This is a genomic window from Pseudomonas brassicacearum subsp. brassicacearum (genome assembly GCF_008801605.1).
Taxonomy (GTDB): domain Bacteria; phylum Pseudomonadota; class Gammaproteobacteria; order Pseudomonadales; family Pseudomonadaceae; genus Aquipseudomonas; species Aquipseudomonas brassicacearum.
On record NZ_VZPJ01000005.1, the window covers coordinates 129,347 to 144,383 of the forward strand.

17 protein-coding genes are annotated in these 15,037 nt (G+C 61.3%); all 17 read right to left on the reverse strand.

Going from position 1 to position 15,037, the window contains the following annotated elements:
- Positions 1-17: 17 nt before the first annotated feature.
- Positions 18-1,490, reverse strand: coding sequence for a ribosome biogenesis GTPase Der (der, locus tag F7R20_RS13825; RefSeq protein WP_003198021.1), 1,473 nt, complete (start codon positions 1,488-1,490; stop codon positions 18-20).
- A gap of 133 nt (positions 1,491-1,623) precedes the next feature.
- Positions 1,624-2,775 (reverse strand): outer membrane protein assembly factor BamB, encoded by a 1,152-nt coding sequence (gene bamB, locus F7R20_RS13830; RefSeq protein WP_003198019.1) that lies wholly within the window; start codon positions 2,773-2,775, stop codon positions 1,624-1,626.
- Positions 2,768-3,409 carry a YfgM family protein gene (locus F7R20_RS13835; RefSeq protein ID WP_003198017.1) on the reverse strand — a complete coding sequence of 214 codons (642 nt, stop codon included), beginning with the start codon at positions 3,407-3,409 and terminating at the stop codon, positions 2,768-2,770. Before F7R20_RS13835 ends, bamB begins: the two co-directional genes overlap by 8 nt.
- A gap of 40 nt (positions 3,410-3,449) precedes the next feature.
- Positions 3,450-4,739 (reverse strand): histidine--tRNA ligase, encoded by a 1,290-nt coding sequence (hisS, locus tag F7R20_RS13840; RefSeq protein ID WP_003198015.1) that lies wholly within the window; start codon positions 4,737-4,739, stop codon positions 3,450-3,452.
- Positions 4,740-4,761: 22 nt separating this feature from the next.
- Positions 4,762-5,871, reverse strand: coding sequence for a flavodoxin-dependent (E)-4-hydroxy-3-methylbut-2-enyl-diphosphate synthase (gene ispG, locus F7R20_RS13845; protein ID WP_003185136.1), 1,110 nt, complete (start codon positions 5,869-5,871; stop codon positions 4,762-4,764).
- A 3-nt stretch (positions 5,872-5,874) separates the two neighbouring features.
- The gene (locus F7R20_RS13850; protein ID WP_003198012.1) at positions 5,875-6,897 is read right to left on the reverse strand and encodes a RodZ domain-containing protein; all 1,023 of its coding nucleotides are present in this window, start codon (positions 6,895-6,897) and stop codon (positions 5,875-5,877) included.
- Positions 6,897-7,655, reverse strand: coding sequence for a type IV pilus biogenesis/stability protein PilW (pilW, locus tag F7R20_RS13855; RefSeq protein ID WP_003198009.1), 759 nt, complete (start codon positions 7,653-7,655; stop codon positions 6,897-6,899). Before pilW ends, F7R20_RS13850 begins: the two co-directional genes overlap by 1 nt.
- Before the next feature lie 12 nt (positions 7,656-7,667).
- Complete coding sequence (gene rlmN / locus F7R20_RS13860) at positions 7,668-8,816, reverse strand: 23S rRNA (adenine(2503)-C(2))-methyltransferase RlmN (protein ID WP_003198007.1); 1,149 nt, start codon at positions 8,814-8,816, stop codon at positions 7,668-7,670.
- Between the two features lie 28 nt (positions 8,817-8,844).
- Entirely contained in the window at positions 8,845-9,270 is a 426-nt protein-coding gene (ndk, locus tag F7R20_RS13865) for a nucleoside-diphosphate kinase (protein ID WP_003185145.1), read from the reverse strand.
- Between the two features lie 88 nt (positions 9,271-9,358).
- Positions 9,359-9,559: a Fe-S cluster assembly protein IscX gene (gene iscX / locus F7R20_RS13870; protein WP_003198004.1), complete on the reverse strand. Its 201-nt coding sequence runs from the start codon at positions 9,557-9,559 to the stop codon at positions 9,359-9,361.
- A gap of 13 nt (positions 9,560-9,572) precedes the next feature.
- Entirely contained in the window at positions 9,573-9,914 is a 342-nt protein-coding gene (gene fdx / locus F7R20_RS13875) for an ISC system 2Fe-2S type ferredoxin (protein WP_003198002.1), read from the reverse strand.
- Positions 9,915-9,917: 3 nt separating this feature from the next.
- A complete protein-coding gene (gene hscA, locus F7R20_RS13880; RefSeq protein ID WP_003198000.1) occupies positions 9,918-11,780 on the reverse strand; it encodes a Fe-S protein assembly chaperone HscA in 1,863 nt (620 codons plus the stop codon).
- A gap of 50 nt (positions 11,781-11,830) precedes the next feature.
- The gene (gene hscB, locus F7R20_RS13885) at positions 11,831-12,352 is read right to left on the reverse strand and encodes a co-chaperone HscB (protein ID WP_003197997.1); all 522 of its coding nucleotides are present in this window, start codon (positions 12,350-12,352) and stop codon (positions 11,831-11,833) included.
- 8 nt (positions 12,353-12,360) lie between these two features.
- Positions 12,361-12,684, reverse strand: coding sequence for an iron-sulfur cluster assembly protein IscA (iscA, locus tag F7R20_RS13890; protein ID WP_003185155.1), 324 nt, complete (start codon positions 12,682-12,684; stop codon positions 12,361-12,363).
- Positions 12,685-12,709: 25 nt separating this feature from the next.
- A complete protein-coding gene (gene iscU, locus F7R20_RS13895) occupies positions 12,710-13,096 on the reverse strand; it encodes a Fe-S cluster assembly scaffold IscU (RefSeq protein WP_003185157.1) in 387 nt (128 codons plus the stop codon).
- Between the two features lie 43 nt (positions 13,097-13,139).
- Entirely contained in the window at positions 13,140-14,354 is a 1,215-nt protein-coding gene (locus tag F7R20_RS13900) for an IscS subfamily cysteine desulfurase (protein ID WP_003197994.1), read from the reverse strand.
- 50 nt (positions 14,355-14,404) lie between these two features.
- Entirely contained in the window at positions 14,405-14,896 is a 492-nt protein-coding gene (gene iscR, locus F7R20_RS13905; RefSeq protein ID WP_003185160.1) for a Fe-S cluster assembly transcriptional regulator IscR, read from the reverse strand.
- Between the last annotated feature and the right edge of the window lie 141 nt (positions 14,897-15,037).

A 15,037-nucleotide genomic window follows, 5' to 3' on the forward strand; every position in this document is an offset into this window, starting at 1 on the left:
CCCAGATCCAGACTGAATCAGCGCTTGTCGCGGCGCTTCTTGTCGGCCTTCTTGTGGTGCGACATCAAGCGGCGCTTCTTGTTGACCTGGCGGTCGGTGAGCGTGTTCTTGTTGCCTTCGTACGGGTTCTCGCCGCCCTTGAACTCGATGCGGATCGGCGTGCCGACCAGCTTCAGGACGCGACGGTAGGTGTTCTCCAGGTAACGAACGTACGACTTGGGCACCTTCTCGATCTGGTTACCGTGGATCACGATAATCGGCGGGTTGGCACCGCCCAAGTGGGCGTAGCGCAGCTTGATCCGACGGTTGTTGACCATCGGTGGCGCGTGCTCGCCTACCGCATCTTCGAGGATCTGGGTCAGGCGGTTGGTCGGCCAGCGGGTCACCGCCGACTTGAACGAGTTCTGCACCGAAGCGTAGAGGTTGCCCACGCCCGTGCCGTGCAGAGCCGAGATGAAGTGGATATCGGCGAAGTCGACGAAGAACAGGCGACGCTGCAATTCGATCTTCACGAAATCCCGTTCGCTCGGCGTCATGCCGTCCCACTTGTTGATCGCGATGACCAACGCACGACCGGCTTCCAGGGCGAACCCCAGCAGGTTCAAGTCGTGATCGACCACGCCTTCGCGGGCGTCCATCACGAAGATCACCACGTTGGCGTCTTTGATCGCTTGCAGAGTCTTGACCACGGAGAACTTTTCAACTTCTTCGTGGATCTTGCCGCGCTTGCGCACACCGGCGGTGTCGATCAGCGTGTACTTCTCTTCGTTACGCTCGAAGGGAATGTAGATGCTGTCGCGGGTGGTGCCGGGCTGGTCGTAGACGATGACCCGGTCTTCGCCGAGCATGCGGTTGACCAGCGTCGACTTGCCCACGTTCGGGCGGCCGATGATGGCGATCTTGATCCCGTCCTTTTCGCTCGGGCCAGGAATGCGCTTGGCTTCCTCGCCTTCGGCAACGATCTCTTCCTCGCCCTCTTCCGGCTCTTCCACGTCGTCTTTCGGGAAACTCTCCAGAGCGATTTCCAGCATCTGGGTGATGCCACGACCGTGGGCGCCGGCGATCGGGATCGCCTGGCCCATGCCCAACGGTGCGAATTCGGCGCGGGCCATGTCCGGGTCGATATTGTCGACCTTGTTGGCGACCACGTAGGAACGCTTGTTACGCTTGCGCAAATGCTCGGCGATCATCTGGTCGGCGGCGGTAAAACCGGCCTTGGCGTCTACCAGGAACAGCACCACATCGGCTTCTTCAATGGCGAGCAGCGACTGCTCGGCCATTTTTTCGTCCATGCCGTGTTCATCACCGGAGATGCCGCCGGTGTCGACCAGAATATAGGTACGCCCTTGCCACTTGGCCTCACCGTATTGGCGATCACGGGTCAGACCGGACAAGTCGCCGACAATGGCGTCGCGAGTCCTGGTCAGGCGGTTGAACAAGGTGGACTTGCCGACGTTCGGTCGGCCCACCAGGGCGATTACGGGAACCATGCGGCTCTCCACTTCGTTATTTCAGAAAATACAAAAGCCGCTGCGAGGCAGCGGCTGGTGCTCGGGGCAGTCTGTGCAAGCCCTGCAAACCTTGTGAACAAGGCCGCTTGGGGGATTAGCCCCAAGCATAGTCTTACTTGATGGTCAGGGCTTCCAGTTTGCCGCTGTTGCCATACACATAGATCATGTTGCCCACCACCAGCGGACGGGCACGCAGGCCGTCGCTGTCGATGCGCTCACGGCCGACGAAACGACCGTCCACCTGGCTGAGCAGGTGCAGGTAACCTTCCAGGTCACCCACTGCGACGTAGCTGGAGAACACTTCCGGGGCCGACAGTTGACGACGGGCCAGGGAGTCGTTGCTCCACAAGGCGGTGGTGGAACGCTCGTCAACACCTTCGACGGTGCCCGAGGACAGGCTCACGTAGACGCTGCCAAAGCCTTGGGCGACACCGGCGTAGCTGGACGCATCGCGCTGCCACAGCGGACGACCGCTTTCCAGGTCCAATGCTGCAACGCGGCCCTGGTAGCTGGCGACGTACAGTGTGCCGCCAGACAGCAGCAAGCCGCCGTCGATGTCGACCACACGCTCCAGCTCCGAACGACCTTGCGGGATCGCTACGCGCTGTTCCCAGACCGGCACGCCGTTGGAAATATCCAGGGCCACCACTTTACCGGTCGACAAACCAGCCACCGCCAGGCGGTTGGTGACGACTGGCGCGCTGGTGCCGCGCAGGGTCAGTACCGCCGGGGTGCTGTCGTACAACCAGCGTTGGTTGCCGGTAGCGGCATCCAGGCCGATCAGACGGTCGTCCTGGGTCTGGACCACCACCACGTCACCGTTGGTGGCCGGCGGTGCGAGCACTTCACTGGTCACGCGGGCGCGCCATTTCTCTTCACCGCTGCTCGCGTCCAGGGCGACGATCTCGCCCTTGAGCGTGCCGATCATGACCAGGCCGTAACCCACGCCAACGGCGCCGGAAACAGGCAGTTCAAGATCTTTCTTCCATTTGACGTCGCCGTTGGTGCGGTCCATCGCCATCACCACGCCCGTGACATCACCTGCATAGATGGTGTCGCCGTCAATGGCCGGCACCAGCATGTTGTAGGTTTCGCCCTGGCCATCGCCGATGGAACGGCTCCACTGCTTCTGCAGCACGACTTCTTCTTTGAAGTCGGTCAGTTCGGCCGGAGGCAGTTCTTTTTTGCTGTTGCTGCTGCAACCCGCGGCCAGAATGGCCAGAGCCAGCAATGCTGCATGTTTCCAACGGATCACGTCACGCATCCCCTTTGGCCAGGTCGTCCAGCTTGATTTGCAGGCCACCGACTGCGGCTTCATCCGACAGCGCAGCCTTGGCTTTTTGGTAGGCCGCATGGGCCTCATCGGCACGGCCCAGCTGTACCAGCAGGTCGCCCTTGAGTTCTTCGCGGGTCGCCAGGAATGCCTTGTCGGCATCACCGTCGAGCAGCTTCAAGGCGTCTTCGGCCTTGTTCTGTGCCGCCAGCACCTGCGCCAGGCGCTGACGCGCCACTTCGCCCAGGGTCGGGTTGGCCGGTTTGTCGACGATACCCTTGAGCTCGGTGGCCGCGTCGTCCAGCTTGCCGCTGTCCACCGCCACCTTGGCCACGAACAGGCGACCGTATTGGGCGTAGGCGGTGCCGCCGAATTCCTTGTCCAGCTTGCCGGCCAGGTCCGCCACGCGGGCAGCGTCAGGCTTGCCGTCCGGGGTCAGGGTGGTTTCCAGCAATTGCTGGTAGAGCACCGAGGCGCCTTGCGACTGGTTGCTCTGGTATTTCTGGTAGGCCTGCCAGCCGAACACGATGACCAGCGCCAACAGGCCGCCAGTGACCAGCGGCTTGCCGTTGCGCGTCCACCAGTCCTTCAAATCCGCCAGCTGTTCATCTTCGGTACTCGACACCCCAATACTCCTTAATCGCTAAATCGGCTGTTTGACAGCTTCAACCCTGCACGACGCAGGTGGCCAGGTGTGCAGCAAGCGCATCCCAGGCAATGCTTTGTTGTTCGCCCTGGCCACGCAGGGGTTTGAAACCTACCACTTGTTGGGCCAGTTCGTCGTCACCGAGGATCAGTGCGTACAGCGCACCGCTCTTGTCGGCCTTCTTGAATTGGCTCTTGAAGCTGCCAGCACCGGCGTTGATCTGCAGGCGCAGGTTGGGCAACTGGTCGCGGATCCGCTCGCTCAACGACAGGGCTGCCAGCTCGGCGGCCTCGCCAAAGGCGCACAAGTAGACGTCGACCTGACGGGCCAGTTCTTCGGGGACCTTGTCCAAGGCTTCAAGCATCAGCACCAGGCGCTCGATGCCCATGGCAAAGCCCACGCCCGGGGTCGGCTTGCCGCCCATCTGCTCAACCAGCCCGTCGTAGCGGCCGCCGGCACACACGGTGCCCTGGGCGCCGAGCTTGTCGGTGACCCACTCGAAGACGGTCTTGCTGTAGTAGTCCAGGCCACGGACCAACTTGGGGTTGATCACGTAAGGAATGCCCACGGCGTCGAGGCGCGCCTTCAGCCCTTCGAAGTGTGCACGGGATTCGTCGTCGAGGTAGTCGGCCATTTTCGGCGCGTCGACCAGGACCGCTTGGGTCTCGGCATTCTTGGTGTCGAGCACACGCAGCGGGTTGGTCTTCAGACGGCGCTGGCTGTCTTCGTCGAGCTTGTCCAGGTGGGCGGAAAGAAACTCCACCAACGCTTCACGGTAGCGGCCACGGGACTCGCTGGTGCCCAGGCTGTTGAGCTCAAGCTTGACCGCATCGCGAAGCCCCAGCTCGCCCCACAGGCGCCAGGTCATGACGATCAGCTCGGCATCGATGTCCGGACCCTCGAGGTTGAACACCTCCAGGCCAATCTGGTGGAACTGGCGATAACGGCCTTTCTGCGGACGCTCGTGACGGAACATCGGGCCGACGTACCAGAGTTTCTGCACCTGACCGCCGCCGGTGATGCCGTGCTCGAGCACCGCACGCACGCAGGCCGCCGTGCCTTCGGGGCGCAGGGTCAGGGAATCGCCGTTGCGGTCGTCGAAGGTGTACATCTCTTTTTCGACGATGTCGGTCACTTCGCCGATGGAGCGCTTGAACAGCTCGGTGAACTCGACGATCGGCATGCGGATCTGCCGATAGCCGTAGTTATCCAGCAGACGCGCCACGGTGCCCTCGAAATAGCGCCACAGGGGCGTCTGCTCGGGCAGGATGTCGTTCATGCCACGAATGGCTTGCAGGGACTTGCTCACGTGTATTCCTTAATCTTTCGACTTAACCGCGCGCGATGACCGCTGCGTCGGCTTCGACCTTTTCGGCCGCTTTCTGGCGGATCAGCCGTTCCAGCTCATCCACCAGATTGTCATTCGTCAGTTTCTGCGACGGCTTGCCGTCGATGTAAATCAGGTTCGGTGTACCGCCAGTCAGGCCGATATGGGCCTCCTTGGCTTCGCCCGGCCCGTTGACCACGCAACCGATCACCGCGACATCCAGCGGCACCAGCAGGTCTTCAAGGCGCCCTTCCAGCTCGTTCATGGTCTTGACCACATCGAAATTCTGCCGCGAGCAGCTCGGGCAGGCGATGAAGTTGATGCCACGGGAACGCAGGTGCAAGGACTTGAGAATGTCGTAGCCGACTTTCACTTCCTCGACCGGGTCAGCCGCCAACGAGATGCGGATGGTATCGCCAATCCCTTCGGCGAGCAGCATACCGAGGCCGACGGCGGATTTCACCGTGCCCGAACGCAACCCACCGGCTTCGGTGATGCCCAGGTGCAGCGGCTGGACGATTTCCTTGGCCAGCAGGCGGTAGGCTTCGACGGCCATGAACACGTCGGACGCCTTCACGCTGACCTTGAAGTCCTGGAAATTCAGGCGTTCGAGGTGCTCGACGTGGCGCAGGGCCGACTCCACCAGTGCCGCGGGGGTCGGTTCGCCGTATTTCTTCTGCAGGTCTTTTTCCAGGGAACCGGCGTTCACGCCGATGCGGATCGGGATGCCCCGGTCGCGGGCGGCATCCACCACGGCACGGACACGGTCTTCGCGACCGATGTTGCCCGGGTTGATACGCAGGCAATCGACGCCCAACTCGGCCACACGCAAGGCGATGCGGTAGTCGAAATGGATGTCGGCCACCAAGGGCACCTTGACCAGTTGCTTGATCTTGCCGAACGCCTCGGCGGCGTCCATGTCTGGCACCGATACCCGCACGATGTCGACACCGGCGGCTTCCAGGCGGTTGATCTGGGCGACCGTGGCGGCCACGTCATTGGTGTCGCTGTTGGTCATGCTCTGCACAGCGATAGGCGCATCGCCGCCCACGGGCACGTTGCCGACCCAGATTTTTCGGGATTCGCGACGCTTGATTGGAGATTCGCCGTGCATGACTTATTGACCCAACTTCAGGCGAGCGGTCTCGCCACTGGTGAACGGAGCGATGTCGACCGGCTGGCCGTTGTAGCTGACCTGCGCGCCACGGGCATAACCCAGGCGTACGGCAAAGGGTGGCTTGCCGTTGATGGAGGTGCTGTCGCCCTTGCGCTTGAGGCCACTGAACAGCACCTTGCCGTTGCCGTCGGTGATCTGCGTCCAGCAGTCGGCGACAAACTGAATCTGTACCTGGCCTTCACCTGCCGCTGGAGCCGGGGTCGGGGCCGCCGGGGCTGCCGGAACAACTGGCGCGGCTGGAGCCGCGTGGGTCGCAGGCGCAGTCGCGGTTGGCGCTGGCGTGCTCGGTGCGGCAGGGGCGGTGGCAATCGGTGCAGTCGGCGCTGTTGGTGCAGCTGGCACAGGGGCTGGAACAGCCGGCTCGGCACCCGCTTCGGCATCGGCGGCGTCCTGGCCCTGTGGCAACGCCAGGGCGGTTTCGCCTTCGGCCTGGCCTTCGACGACAGCCTGGTCTTCCGGCTCGTCCAGCGGATGGATCTGGGTGGTGCCGTCGGCGCCTTCGACCTCAACGTGCTCAGGGTTCATGGCGACCGGCTCTTTGTTGCGCAAAGAAGCCTGATCCTGCCACCAGACAAAACCGCCACCAATCACCGCGATCAGCAGCAACAGGCTGACGATTCGCAAAATGGTGTGGGAAACGCGAACCGGCTCCTCGATGCGACCCAGGCTGTGCACGTTGCTGCCCTGGGCATCGGAACCGGTGTATTGATCGAATTGCTGGACCAGCACGGTCTGGTCCATGCCGAGCAACTTGGCATAGGCGCGGATATAGCCGCGGGCGAAGGTATGCCCAGGCAGCTTGTCGAACGCGCCCGCTTCCAGATTGCCCAAGGAGGCCACGGTGAGATTGAGCTTGAGGGCCACTTCGGCCAGCGACCAACCATTGCTTTCGCGGGCTTGACGCAGGGTCTCACCAGGATTTACGCGAGTCGCTGCTACAACTTCGGGATGCGCCGCTTTCATCATTGCTCCGACAGGTATTGCTGATATTCCGGCGTACCGGGATAGAGTCTTTTGAGTTGCAGGCCGTAACTTGCAGCCTTGTCGCGATCTTCAAACACATGTGCCAGCCGAACGCCGAGCAATAGACTACGTGCATTTTGCTCGCTCAGCAGGCTAAAACGCTCGTAGTAGTCACGCGCGGGCACATAATGCCTGTCTTCGTAGGACAACTCAGCCATTTCCAGCAGCGCCCGCGGTTGCTGGCGGTTGAGCCGCAGCGCCTTTTCCAGCTGCTGGCGGGCCAGGTCACGCTGGCCCAGCTGCGCGGCCGTCATGCCGAGGTTTTCGAAAACCCGCGAACGCTCAGGGTAAAGGGTGTCGGCGGCAGCCTGCTCGAAGCGCTCGTAGGCTTCCTTGTAACGTTTCTGCTCGAAAAGAAAGCTGCCGTAGTTGTTCAGGATCCGTGCGTCTTGCGGGCGGGCAGACAGCGCCTTGCGAAAATGCTGGTCGGCCAGCTCCGGTTCCATCTCGGCCTGGAACACCAGGGCCAGGGCCGCGTTGGCGTCCGGGTCGGAATCGTCCAGCTCCAGGGCTTTCTTGAGCGGCACCTTGGCCCGTTCGGTCATGCCCTGCTGCAGGTAGCCAATGCCCAGTTGCACGTAGGCCACACGCGCCTCGTCGCGCCCTTTGCTGGTCCTCATCGGGTTGTAGTCACCCGACAGGACACAACCGGAACAAAGGCCGGCCAACAGCAAAACGAGCGCGAAGCGCAGGGACATAGAGTTCCTCTCTTAGTGACTGTTCGCAGCGTTTTGCACCGCATCGTCCGCGGCGTTCAACTCACGCACGGCAATGTAGCGTTCACTGCGACGGGTGCGATCCAGCACCTGTCCTACCAATTGGCCACAGGCGGCGTCGATGTCTTCGCCGCGGGTGGTGCGCACGGTGACGTTGAAGCCAGCGTGGTGAAGCTGATCCTGGAAGCGACGAATCGCGTTGTTGCTCGGACGCTCGTAACCGGAATGCGGGAACGGGTTGAACGGAATCAGGTTGATCTTGCACGGGATGTTCTTGAGCAGCTCGATCATCTCGACCGCGTGTTCGACCTTGTCGTTCACATCCTTGAGCAGCGTGTACTCGATGGTCAGCACGCGCTTTTCGCCCAGGGACGACATGTAGCGCTGGCACGACTCGAGCAGCATCTTAAGCGGATATTTCTTGTTGATCGGCACCAATTGGTTACGCAATGCGTCATTGGGTGCGTGCAGCGACAACGCCAGGGAGACGTCGATGTGCTTGGCCAGCTCATCGATCATCGGCACCACGCCGGAAGTGGACAGGGTCACGCGGCGCTTGGAGATGCCGTAGCCCAGGTCGTCCATCATCAGGTGCATGGCGGAAACGACGTTGTCGAAGTTCAGCAGCGGCTCACCCATGCCCATCATCACCACGTTGGTGATGGCACGGTCGACGGTCGCCGGGACGCTGCCAAAGGATTTGTTGGCAATCCACACCTGGCCGATCACTTCGGCGGCGGTGAGGTTGCTATTGAAGCCTTGCTTGCCGGTGGAGCAGAAACTGCAGTCCAGGGCACAGCCTGCCTGGGACGAAACGCACAAGGTGCCGCGTTTGCCCTGGGGAATGTAGACGGTCTCGACGCAGCTGCCGGACGCCACGCGCACCACCCACTTGCGGGTGCCGTCGCTGGAAATGTCCTGGCTGACCACTTCGGGGCCGCGAATCTCGGCAACAGCCTTGAGCTTTTCGCGCAGGGCCTTGCCGACATTCGTCATGGCGTCGAAGTCGTCGACGCCAAAGTGGTGAATCCATTTCATCACCTGACCGGCACGGAAACGCTTCTCCCCGATCGAGTCGAAGAATTTCTCCATTTCCGGCTGGGTCAGCCCCAGCAGATTGGTTTTAACAGTCGATGTAGTCATGGATTCACCTTCACTCTCAAGCCAATGCTTAGCGAGCGGTTACTTCAGTAGCAGCGAAAAAGTAAGCGATTTCGCGAGCAGCAGCGGCTTCGGAGTCCGAACCGTGAACGGCGTTGGCGTCGATGGACTCGGCGAAGTCAGCACGGATGGTGCCGGCAGCAGCTTCTTTAGGGTTGGTAGCGCCCATCAGCTCACGGTTGCGAGCGATAGCGTTTTCGCCTTCCAGCACCTGAACGACAACCGGACCGGAAGTCATGAAAGCAACCAGCTCACCGAAGAAACCGCGCTCGCTGTGCTCAGCGTAGAAGCCTTCGGCTTCGGCTTTGGACAGTTGCTTCATTTTCGAAGCTACAACGCGCAGGCCAGCGTCTTCGAAGCGGGTAACGATCTTGCCGATCACGTTTTTAGCAACGGCGTCAGGCTTGATGATGGAGAAAGTACGTTGAACAGCCATGGTGTAACTCCAGAAACGGTAATTTGCGAAAAATTAAACCCGCGAATTATACGCGGGTTCAGGGGTATTGCCTAACCTGCCAGGTCGATCAGTCGATTTCTTCGATCCAGAGCGCCTGGACCGCTTCCAAGACCTTCTCGCCGCAACGGCCAGAGGTGCTGTCGAAACCGGGAAGCTCCATGATCCAGTGCTGCAGATCGACGAAATTGACCTTCAGCGGATCCACGTCCGGCTTGGCTTCGGCCAGTTCTTCTGCGATGCGTTGTACATCATTCCAACCATAGCTCATGACAGTGTCACCATCAGTGCGGCGCTTCGGCCGCATGGTTAAGCGAATATTTCGGGATTTCGACCACCAGGTCTTCGGTACCGACCTTGGCCTGACAGGTCAGGCGCGACGTCGGTTCCAGGCCCCAGGCCCTATCAAGGTAGTCTTCTTCCAGCTCATCGGCCTCATTCAGCGAGTCGAAACCTTCGCGAATGATGCAATGGCACGTGGTGCAGGCACAGACACCGCCGCAGGCGCTCTCGATCTCGATGTGGTTGTCGTGGGCCACTTCAAGAATGGACTTGCCGGTTTCGGCCTCTACCACCATACCGTCCGGGCAATGCTCGGCGTGTGGCAGAAAAATGATCTGCGGCATCAGTTATTCCTCGATTTCATTCAGGTTGCGCCCCGCCAGGGCGGCTTTCACCGTCGAGTCCAGGCGGCGGGCAGCAAAGGCGTCGGTGACGTGCGACAGACGCTTGGTCTGCTGCTCGATGGCATAGCCATCGGTGCCTTTGATCAATTCGGACAATTCCTGCATCTGCAGCTCGATGACCATGCGCTCTTCGGCATCCAACAAACGGTCGCCGTCAGCCTCAAGGGCACCTTGCACGGCTTCGATCAGGCGCTGGGCGTCGACCTGCTGCTCGCGCAGCACACGGGCGACTTTGTCGTCGCTGGCATGCTGGAAGGAATCCTTGAGCATCTTGGCGATTTCGCCGTCGGTCAGGCCATAGGACGGCTTGACCTGGATGCTCGCCTCCACGCCCGAACCCAGTTCGCGGGCGGAGACGTTGAGCAAGCCGTCGGCATCGACCTGGAAGGTCACGCGGATCTTCGCCGCACCCGCCACCATCGGCGGGATGCCGCGCAATTCGAAGCGAGCCAGGGAGCGGCAGTCGCTGATCAGCTCACGCTCGCCTTGCAGCACGTGGACCATCATGGCCGACTGGCCGTCTTTATAGGTGGTGAAGTCCTGGGCGCGGGCAACGGGGATGGTGGTGTTACGCGGAATCACCTTCTCCATCAGGCCGCCCATGGTCTCCAGGCCCAGGGACAACGGAATCACGTCGAGCAGCAGCAGTTCGCCGCCATCGCGCTTGTTGCCGGCCAGGGTATCGGCCTGGATCGCGGCGCCGATGGCAACCACCTGGTCCGGGTCGATTTCAGTCAGCGGCTGGCGGCCAAAGGCCTCGGCCACGGCTTCGCGAACTCGAGGCACGCGGGTCGAACCACCGACCATGACCACGGCCTTGACGTCTTCGAGCTCTACGCCGGAATCGCGCACGGCACGGCGGCAGGCCTTGAGGCTGCGGGCGACCATGGGTTCGATCAGGGCATCGAAGGCTTCGCGGGTCAGCGCGGCTTTCCAGTCGCCATAAGCGACTTCAACCGTGGCGGCGTCGGTCAAGGCTTCCTTGGCGGCGCAGGCGGTTTGCAGCAGATGGCGTTGCGCACCCGGGTCGAGGTCAGCGGACAAACCGGCTTGCTCGATGATCCAGCCGGCGATGGCGTGGTCGAAGTCATCGCCGCCCAGGGCGCTGTCGCCGCCGGTGGCCAGGACTTCGAAGACACCGCCAGTCAGGCGCAGGATCGAAATATCGAAAGTACCGCCACCCAAGTCGTAGATGGCGACCAGGCCTTCGGCATGCTGGTCCAGGCCATACGCCACCGCAGCGGCCGTCGGCTCGTTGAGCAGGCGCAGCACGTTCAGGCCGGCGAGCTTGGCGGCATCCTTGGTGGCTTGGCGCTGGGCATCGTCGAAATAAGCCGGGACGGTAATGACCGCGCCCACCAATTCACCGCCCAGTGCCGCTTCGGCGCGCTGGCGCAAGACCTTGAGGATGTCGGCGGAAACCTCTACCGGGCTTTTCGGGCCCTGTACGGTTTCGATGAACGGCATGTGGGATTCACCGCCGACGAAGCGGTACGGCAGTTGGTCGCCCAGTTGCTTGACGTCGGACAGACCACGACCCATCAAGCGCTTGATCGAGACGATGGTGTTCAACGGGTCGGTGGCGGCGGCCAGCTTGGCCGACTCGCCCACTTCGACGTGATCGGCGTGATAGCGCACGGCGGACGGCAGGATCACTTGCCCTTGCTCATCGGCCAGCGGTTCGGAAAGACCGCTGCGCAAGGCAGCGACCAGGGAATTGGTGGTACCCAAGTCAATCCCGACAGCCAGGCGACGCTGGTGCGGTTGTGGACTTTGGCCGGGTTCGGCGATCTGCAGTAGGGCCATCGTAATCAGGACTTATCTGTAATCAGGCGTGCGACCGGAGCGGCACTGGGTTAATCGTCGAGGCGCTCTTCGAGCTGGCGCACTTCGTAGGTGAGCTTGTCGAGGAACTGCATGCGCCGCATCAGGCGTTCGGCCTGTTCGCGTTGCGCGGCATCGTTCCAGCAGGCTGCGAAGCTTTCGTTCAATGTGTGCTGGGCGTCTTTCAAGCGGCGCTTGAATACCGCGACACCGGCCAGGTCGGCGCTGTCCTGCAGGTCTTCGAGCTCTTCGCGCCATTGCATCTGCTGCAAAAGAAACTCGGGATCGTGGACCGTGACCTCCAGCGGCAACTCATGGCCGCTGATGGCGAGCAGGTAACGCGCGCGCTTGGCTGGACTCTTGAGTGTCTGGTACGCCTCGTTGAGGTTCGCAGACTGCTCAAGCGCCCGGCGCTGCTCGGCTTCGGAGGCGTCAGCAAAGCGGTCCGGGTGGACACCACGGGCCAATTCCAGATAACGCGCGGACAACTGGTCGAGATCCAGCTGGAACGCAGGCTGCATCTGGAACAACGCAAAATGACAAGGAGTACCCACAAGCTGCCTCAGATGTTGAAGCTTTCGCCGCAGCCACATTCACCGCGCACGTTGGGGTTGTTGAACTTGAAGCCTTCGTTCAACCCTTCCTTGACGAAATCCAGTTCGGTGCCGTCCAGGTACGTCAGGCTTTTCGGGTCGATGATCACTTTCTGACCATGACTCTCGAACACCTGATCGTCTTCGCCCACTTCGTCGACGAATTCCAGTACATAGGCGAGGCCAGAACAGCCCGTGGTGCGAACACCCAGGCGGATACCCTCGCCCTTGCCGCGCCCCGCAAGTGAGCGCTGGATATGGTTAGCTGCCGCTTCTGTCATCTGGATAGCCATGGAAAACTCCTTACCGTAACGCGGATCAGATCAAGCCTTTCTTCTGCTTGTAATCGCGAACGGCGGCCTTGATGGCGTCTTCGGCGAGTACCGAGCAGTGGATCTTCACTGGCGGCAGGGCCAGTTCTTCGGCCAGCTGGGTGTTCTTGATGGTTTCGGCTTCATCAAGGGTCTTGCCCTTCATCCACTCGGTGGCCAGGGAGCTGGACGCGATCGCGGAACCGCAGCCGTAGGTCTTGAACTTGGCATCTTCGATGATGCCTTGCTCGTTGACCTTGATCTGCAGGCGCATGACGTCGCCGCACGCTGGGGCGCCGACCATGCCGGTGCCGACATCAGGATCCTGCGCGTCCATCTTGCCGACGTTGCGCGGGTTCTCGTAGTGGTCGATGACCTTTTCGCTATATGCCATTTGCTTTAATCCTCATCAGTGAGTCGCTCTGGTGGCGACTTCTTCAGTGCGCCGCCCACTCGATTTTCGAAATGTCGACGCCGTCTTTGTACATGTCCCACAGCGGCGACAGAGCGCGCAGCTTGGTAACGGCCTCGCAGACTTTCTGCGCGGCGTAATCGATTTCTTCTTCGGTGGTGAAGCGGCCGAAGGTGAAGCGGATCGAGCTGTGGGCCAGTTCGTCGTTGCGGCCCAGGGCGCGCAGTACGTACGAAGGCTCGAGCGATGCCGAGGTGCAGGCCGAACCGGACGACACGGCCAGATCCTTGAGCGCCATGATCAGCGACTCGCCTTCAACATAGTTGAAGCTCAGGTTCAGGTTGTGCGGTACGCGGGCGGTCATGCTGCCGTTGACGTAGAGTTCTTCGAGGTCCTCGACCTGCTTGAAGAAGCGGTCGCTCAGGGCCTTGATGCGCACGTTCTCGGCAGCCATGTCTTCCTTGGCTACACGGAAGGCTTCGCCCATGCCGACGATCTGGTGGGTCGCCAGGGTGCCGGAACGCATGCCACGCTCGTGACCGCCGCCGTGCATGGTCGCTTCGAGGCGAACACGCGGCTTGCGGCTGACGTACAGCGCGCCAATGCCTTTAGGGCCGTAGGTCTTGTGGGCCGAGAACGACATCAGGTCGACTTTCAGCTTGGACAGGTCGATGTCGACCTTGCCGGTGGACTGGGCCGCGTCGACGTGGAACAGGATGCCCTTGGAACGGGTCAGCTCGCCGATGGCCGCGATGTCGTTGACGGTGCCGATTTCGTTGTTCACGTGCATGATCGAAACCAGGATGGTGTCGTCGCGCAGGGCGGCTTCGACCATGGCTGGAGTGATGATGCCGTCTTCACCTGGCTCGATGTAGGTGACTTCGAAGCCTTCACGCTCCAGTTGGCGCATGGTGTCCAGGACAGCCTTGTGCTCGATCTTGGAGGTGATCAGGTGCTTGCCCTTGGTGTGATAGAAATGCGCGACGCCCTTGATTGCCAGGTTGTCGGATTCAGTGGCACCGGAGGTCCAGACGATTTCACGCGGGTCGGCGTTGACCAGGTCAGCGACCTGGCGACGGGCGTTTTCGACCGACTCTTCGGCCTTCCAGCCGAACACGTGGGAACGGGACGCCGGGTTACCGAAGTTTCCGTCGACCAGCAGGCATTCACTCATTTTTTGCGCAACACGCGGGTCAACCGGGGTGGTCGCTGAGTAATCAAGGTAAATCGGCAATTTCATGGACTCTCTCCTAAATCAGGCTGGCTGGCGTTCCGCGTGCTCTGCGGCAGTCATTCGACGGCGGACGCTTCAATCTTGTCCAGGTGCGGCGCCTTGCTATTGCAACGACGCTGGTCCTGACGCTGGGCTACTTCTTGCACCTCACGACGAGTTACAAGGTCAGCCAAGCTGATACCGCTTAGAAATTCGTGAATCTGCAGGCTGAGATCGCACCACAAGTGGTGGGTCAGGCAAGTATCGCCGCCATGGCAGTCGCCAAGGCCCTGGCATTTGGTCGCATCGACCGATTCGTTCACCGCATCGATCACCTGGGCGACCTGGATGCCCTGCATGTCGCGCGACAGCTGGTAGCCGCCGCCAGGGCCGCGAACGCTGGAAACCAGGTTGCTACGGCGCAGCTTGGCGAACAGCTGCTCAAGATAAGACAGGGAAATGCCCTGGCGCTCGGAGATATCGGCCAGGGACACCGGCCCGTGCTGCGCATGCAATGCCAGATCCAGCATTGCGGTCACGGCGTATCGGCCTTTTGTAGTCAGTCGCATGGACAATTACCACGGAGTTCGGAATGGGGGCGAGTATGCAATTCCCGAGTATTTAAGTCAAGTATAAGACCTAGTACTTTACTCAGGTTTACCCGCGAAAGAGCGCGCGCATCATAGCAAAGGCTGGCCGGCGGCGACCAG

What these genes read in the sequence shown, in the direction of transcription:
- der (WP_003198021.1), bottom strand. Translation starts at nt 1,490, where the DNA reads ATGGTTCCCGTAATCGCCCTGGTGGGCCGACCGAACGTCGGCAAGTCC.
- bamB (WP_003198019.1), bottom strand. Translation starts at nt 2,775, where the DNA reads ATGCGTGACGTGATCCGTTGGAAACATGCAGCATTGCTGGCTCTGGCC.
- ispG (WP_003185136.1), bottom strand. Translation starts at nt 5,871, where the DNA reads ATGCACGGCGAATCTCCAATCAAGCGTCGCGAATCCCGAAAAATCTGG.
- F7R20_RS13850 (WP_003198012.1), bottom strand. Translation starts at nt 6,897, where the DNA reads ATGAAAGCGGCGCATCCCGAAGTTGTAGCAGCGACTCGCGTAAATCCT.
- pilW (WP_003198009.1), bottom strand. Translation starts at nt 7,655, where the DNA reads ATGTCCCTGCGCTTCGCGCTCGTTTTGCTGTTGGCCGGCCTTTGTTCC.
- rlmN (WP_003198007.1), bottom strand. Translation starts at nt 8,816, where the DNA reads ATGACTACATCGACTGTTAAAACCAATCTGCTGGGGCTGACCCAGCCG.
- ndk (WP_003185145.1), bottom strand. Translation starts at nt 9,270, where the DNA reads ATGGCTGTTCAACGTACTTTCTCCATCATCAAGCCTGACGCCGTTGCT.
- iscX (WP_003198004.1), bottom strand. Translation starts at nt 9,559, where the DNA reads ATGAGCTATGGTTGGAATGATGTACAACGCATCGCAGAAGAACTGGCC.
- fdx (WP_003198002.1), bottom strand. Translation starts at nt 9,914, where the DNA reads ATGCCGCAGATCATTTTTCTGCCACACGCCGAGCATTGCCCGGACGGT.
- hscA (WP_003198000.1), bottom strand. Translation starts at nt 11,780, where the DNA reads ATGGCCCTACTGCAGATCGCCGAACCCGGCCAAAGTCCACAACCGCAC.
- iscA (WP_003185155.1), bottom strand. Translation starts at nt 12,684, where the DNA reads ATGGCTATCCAGATGACAGAAGCGGCAGCTAACCATATCCAGCGCTCA.
- iscU (WP_003185157.1), bottom strand. Translation starts at nt 13,096, where the DNA reads ATGGCATATAGCGAAAAGGTCATCGACCACTACGAGAACCCGCGCAAC.
- F7R20_RS13900 (WP_003197994.1), bottom strand. Translation starts at nt 14,354, where the DNA reads ATGAAATTGCCGATTTACCTTGATTACTCAGCGACCACCCCGGTTGAC.
- iscR (WP_003185160.1), bottom strand. Translation starts at nt 14,896, where the DNA reads ATGCGACTGACTACAAAAGGCCGATACGCCGTGACCGCAATGCTGGAT.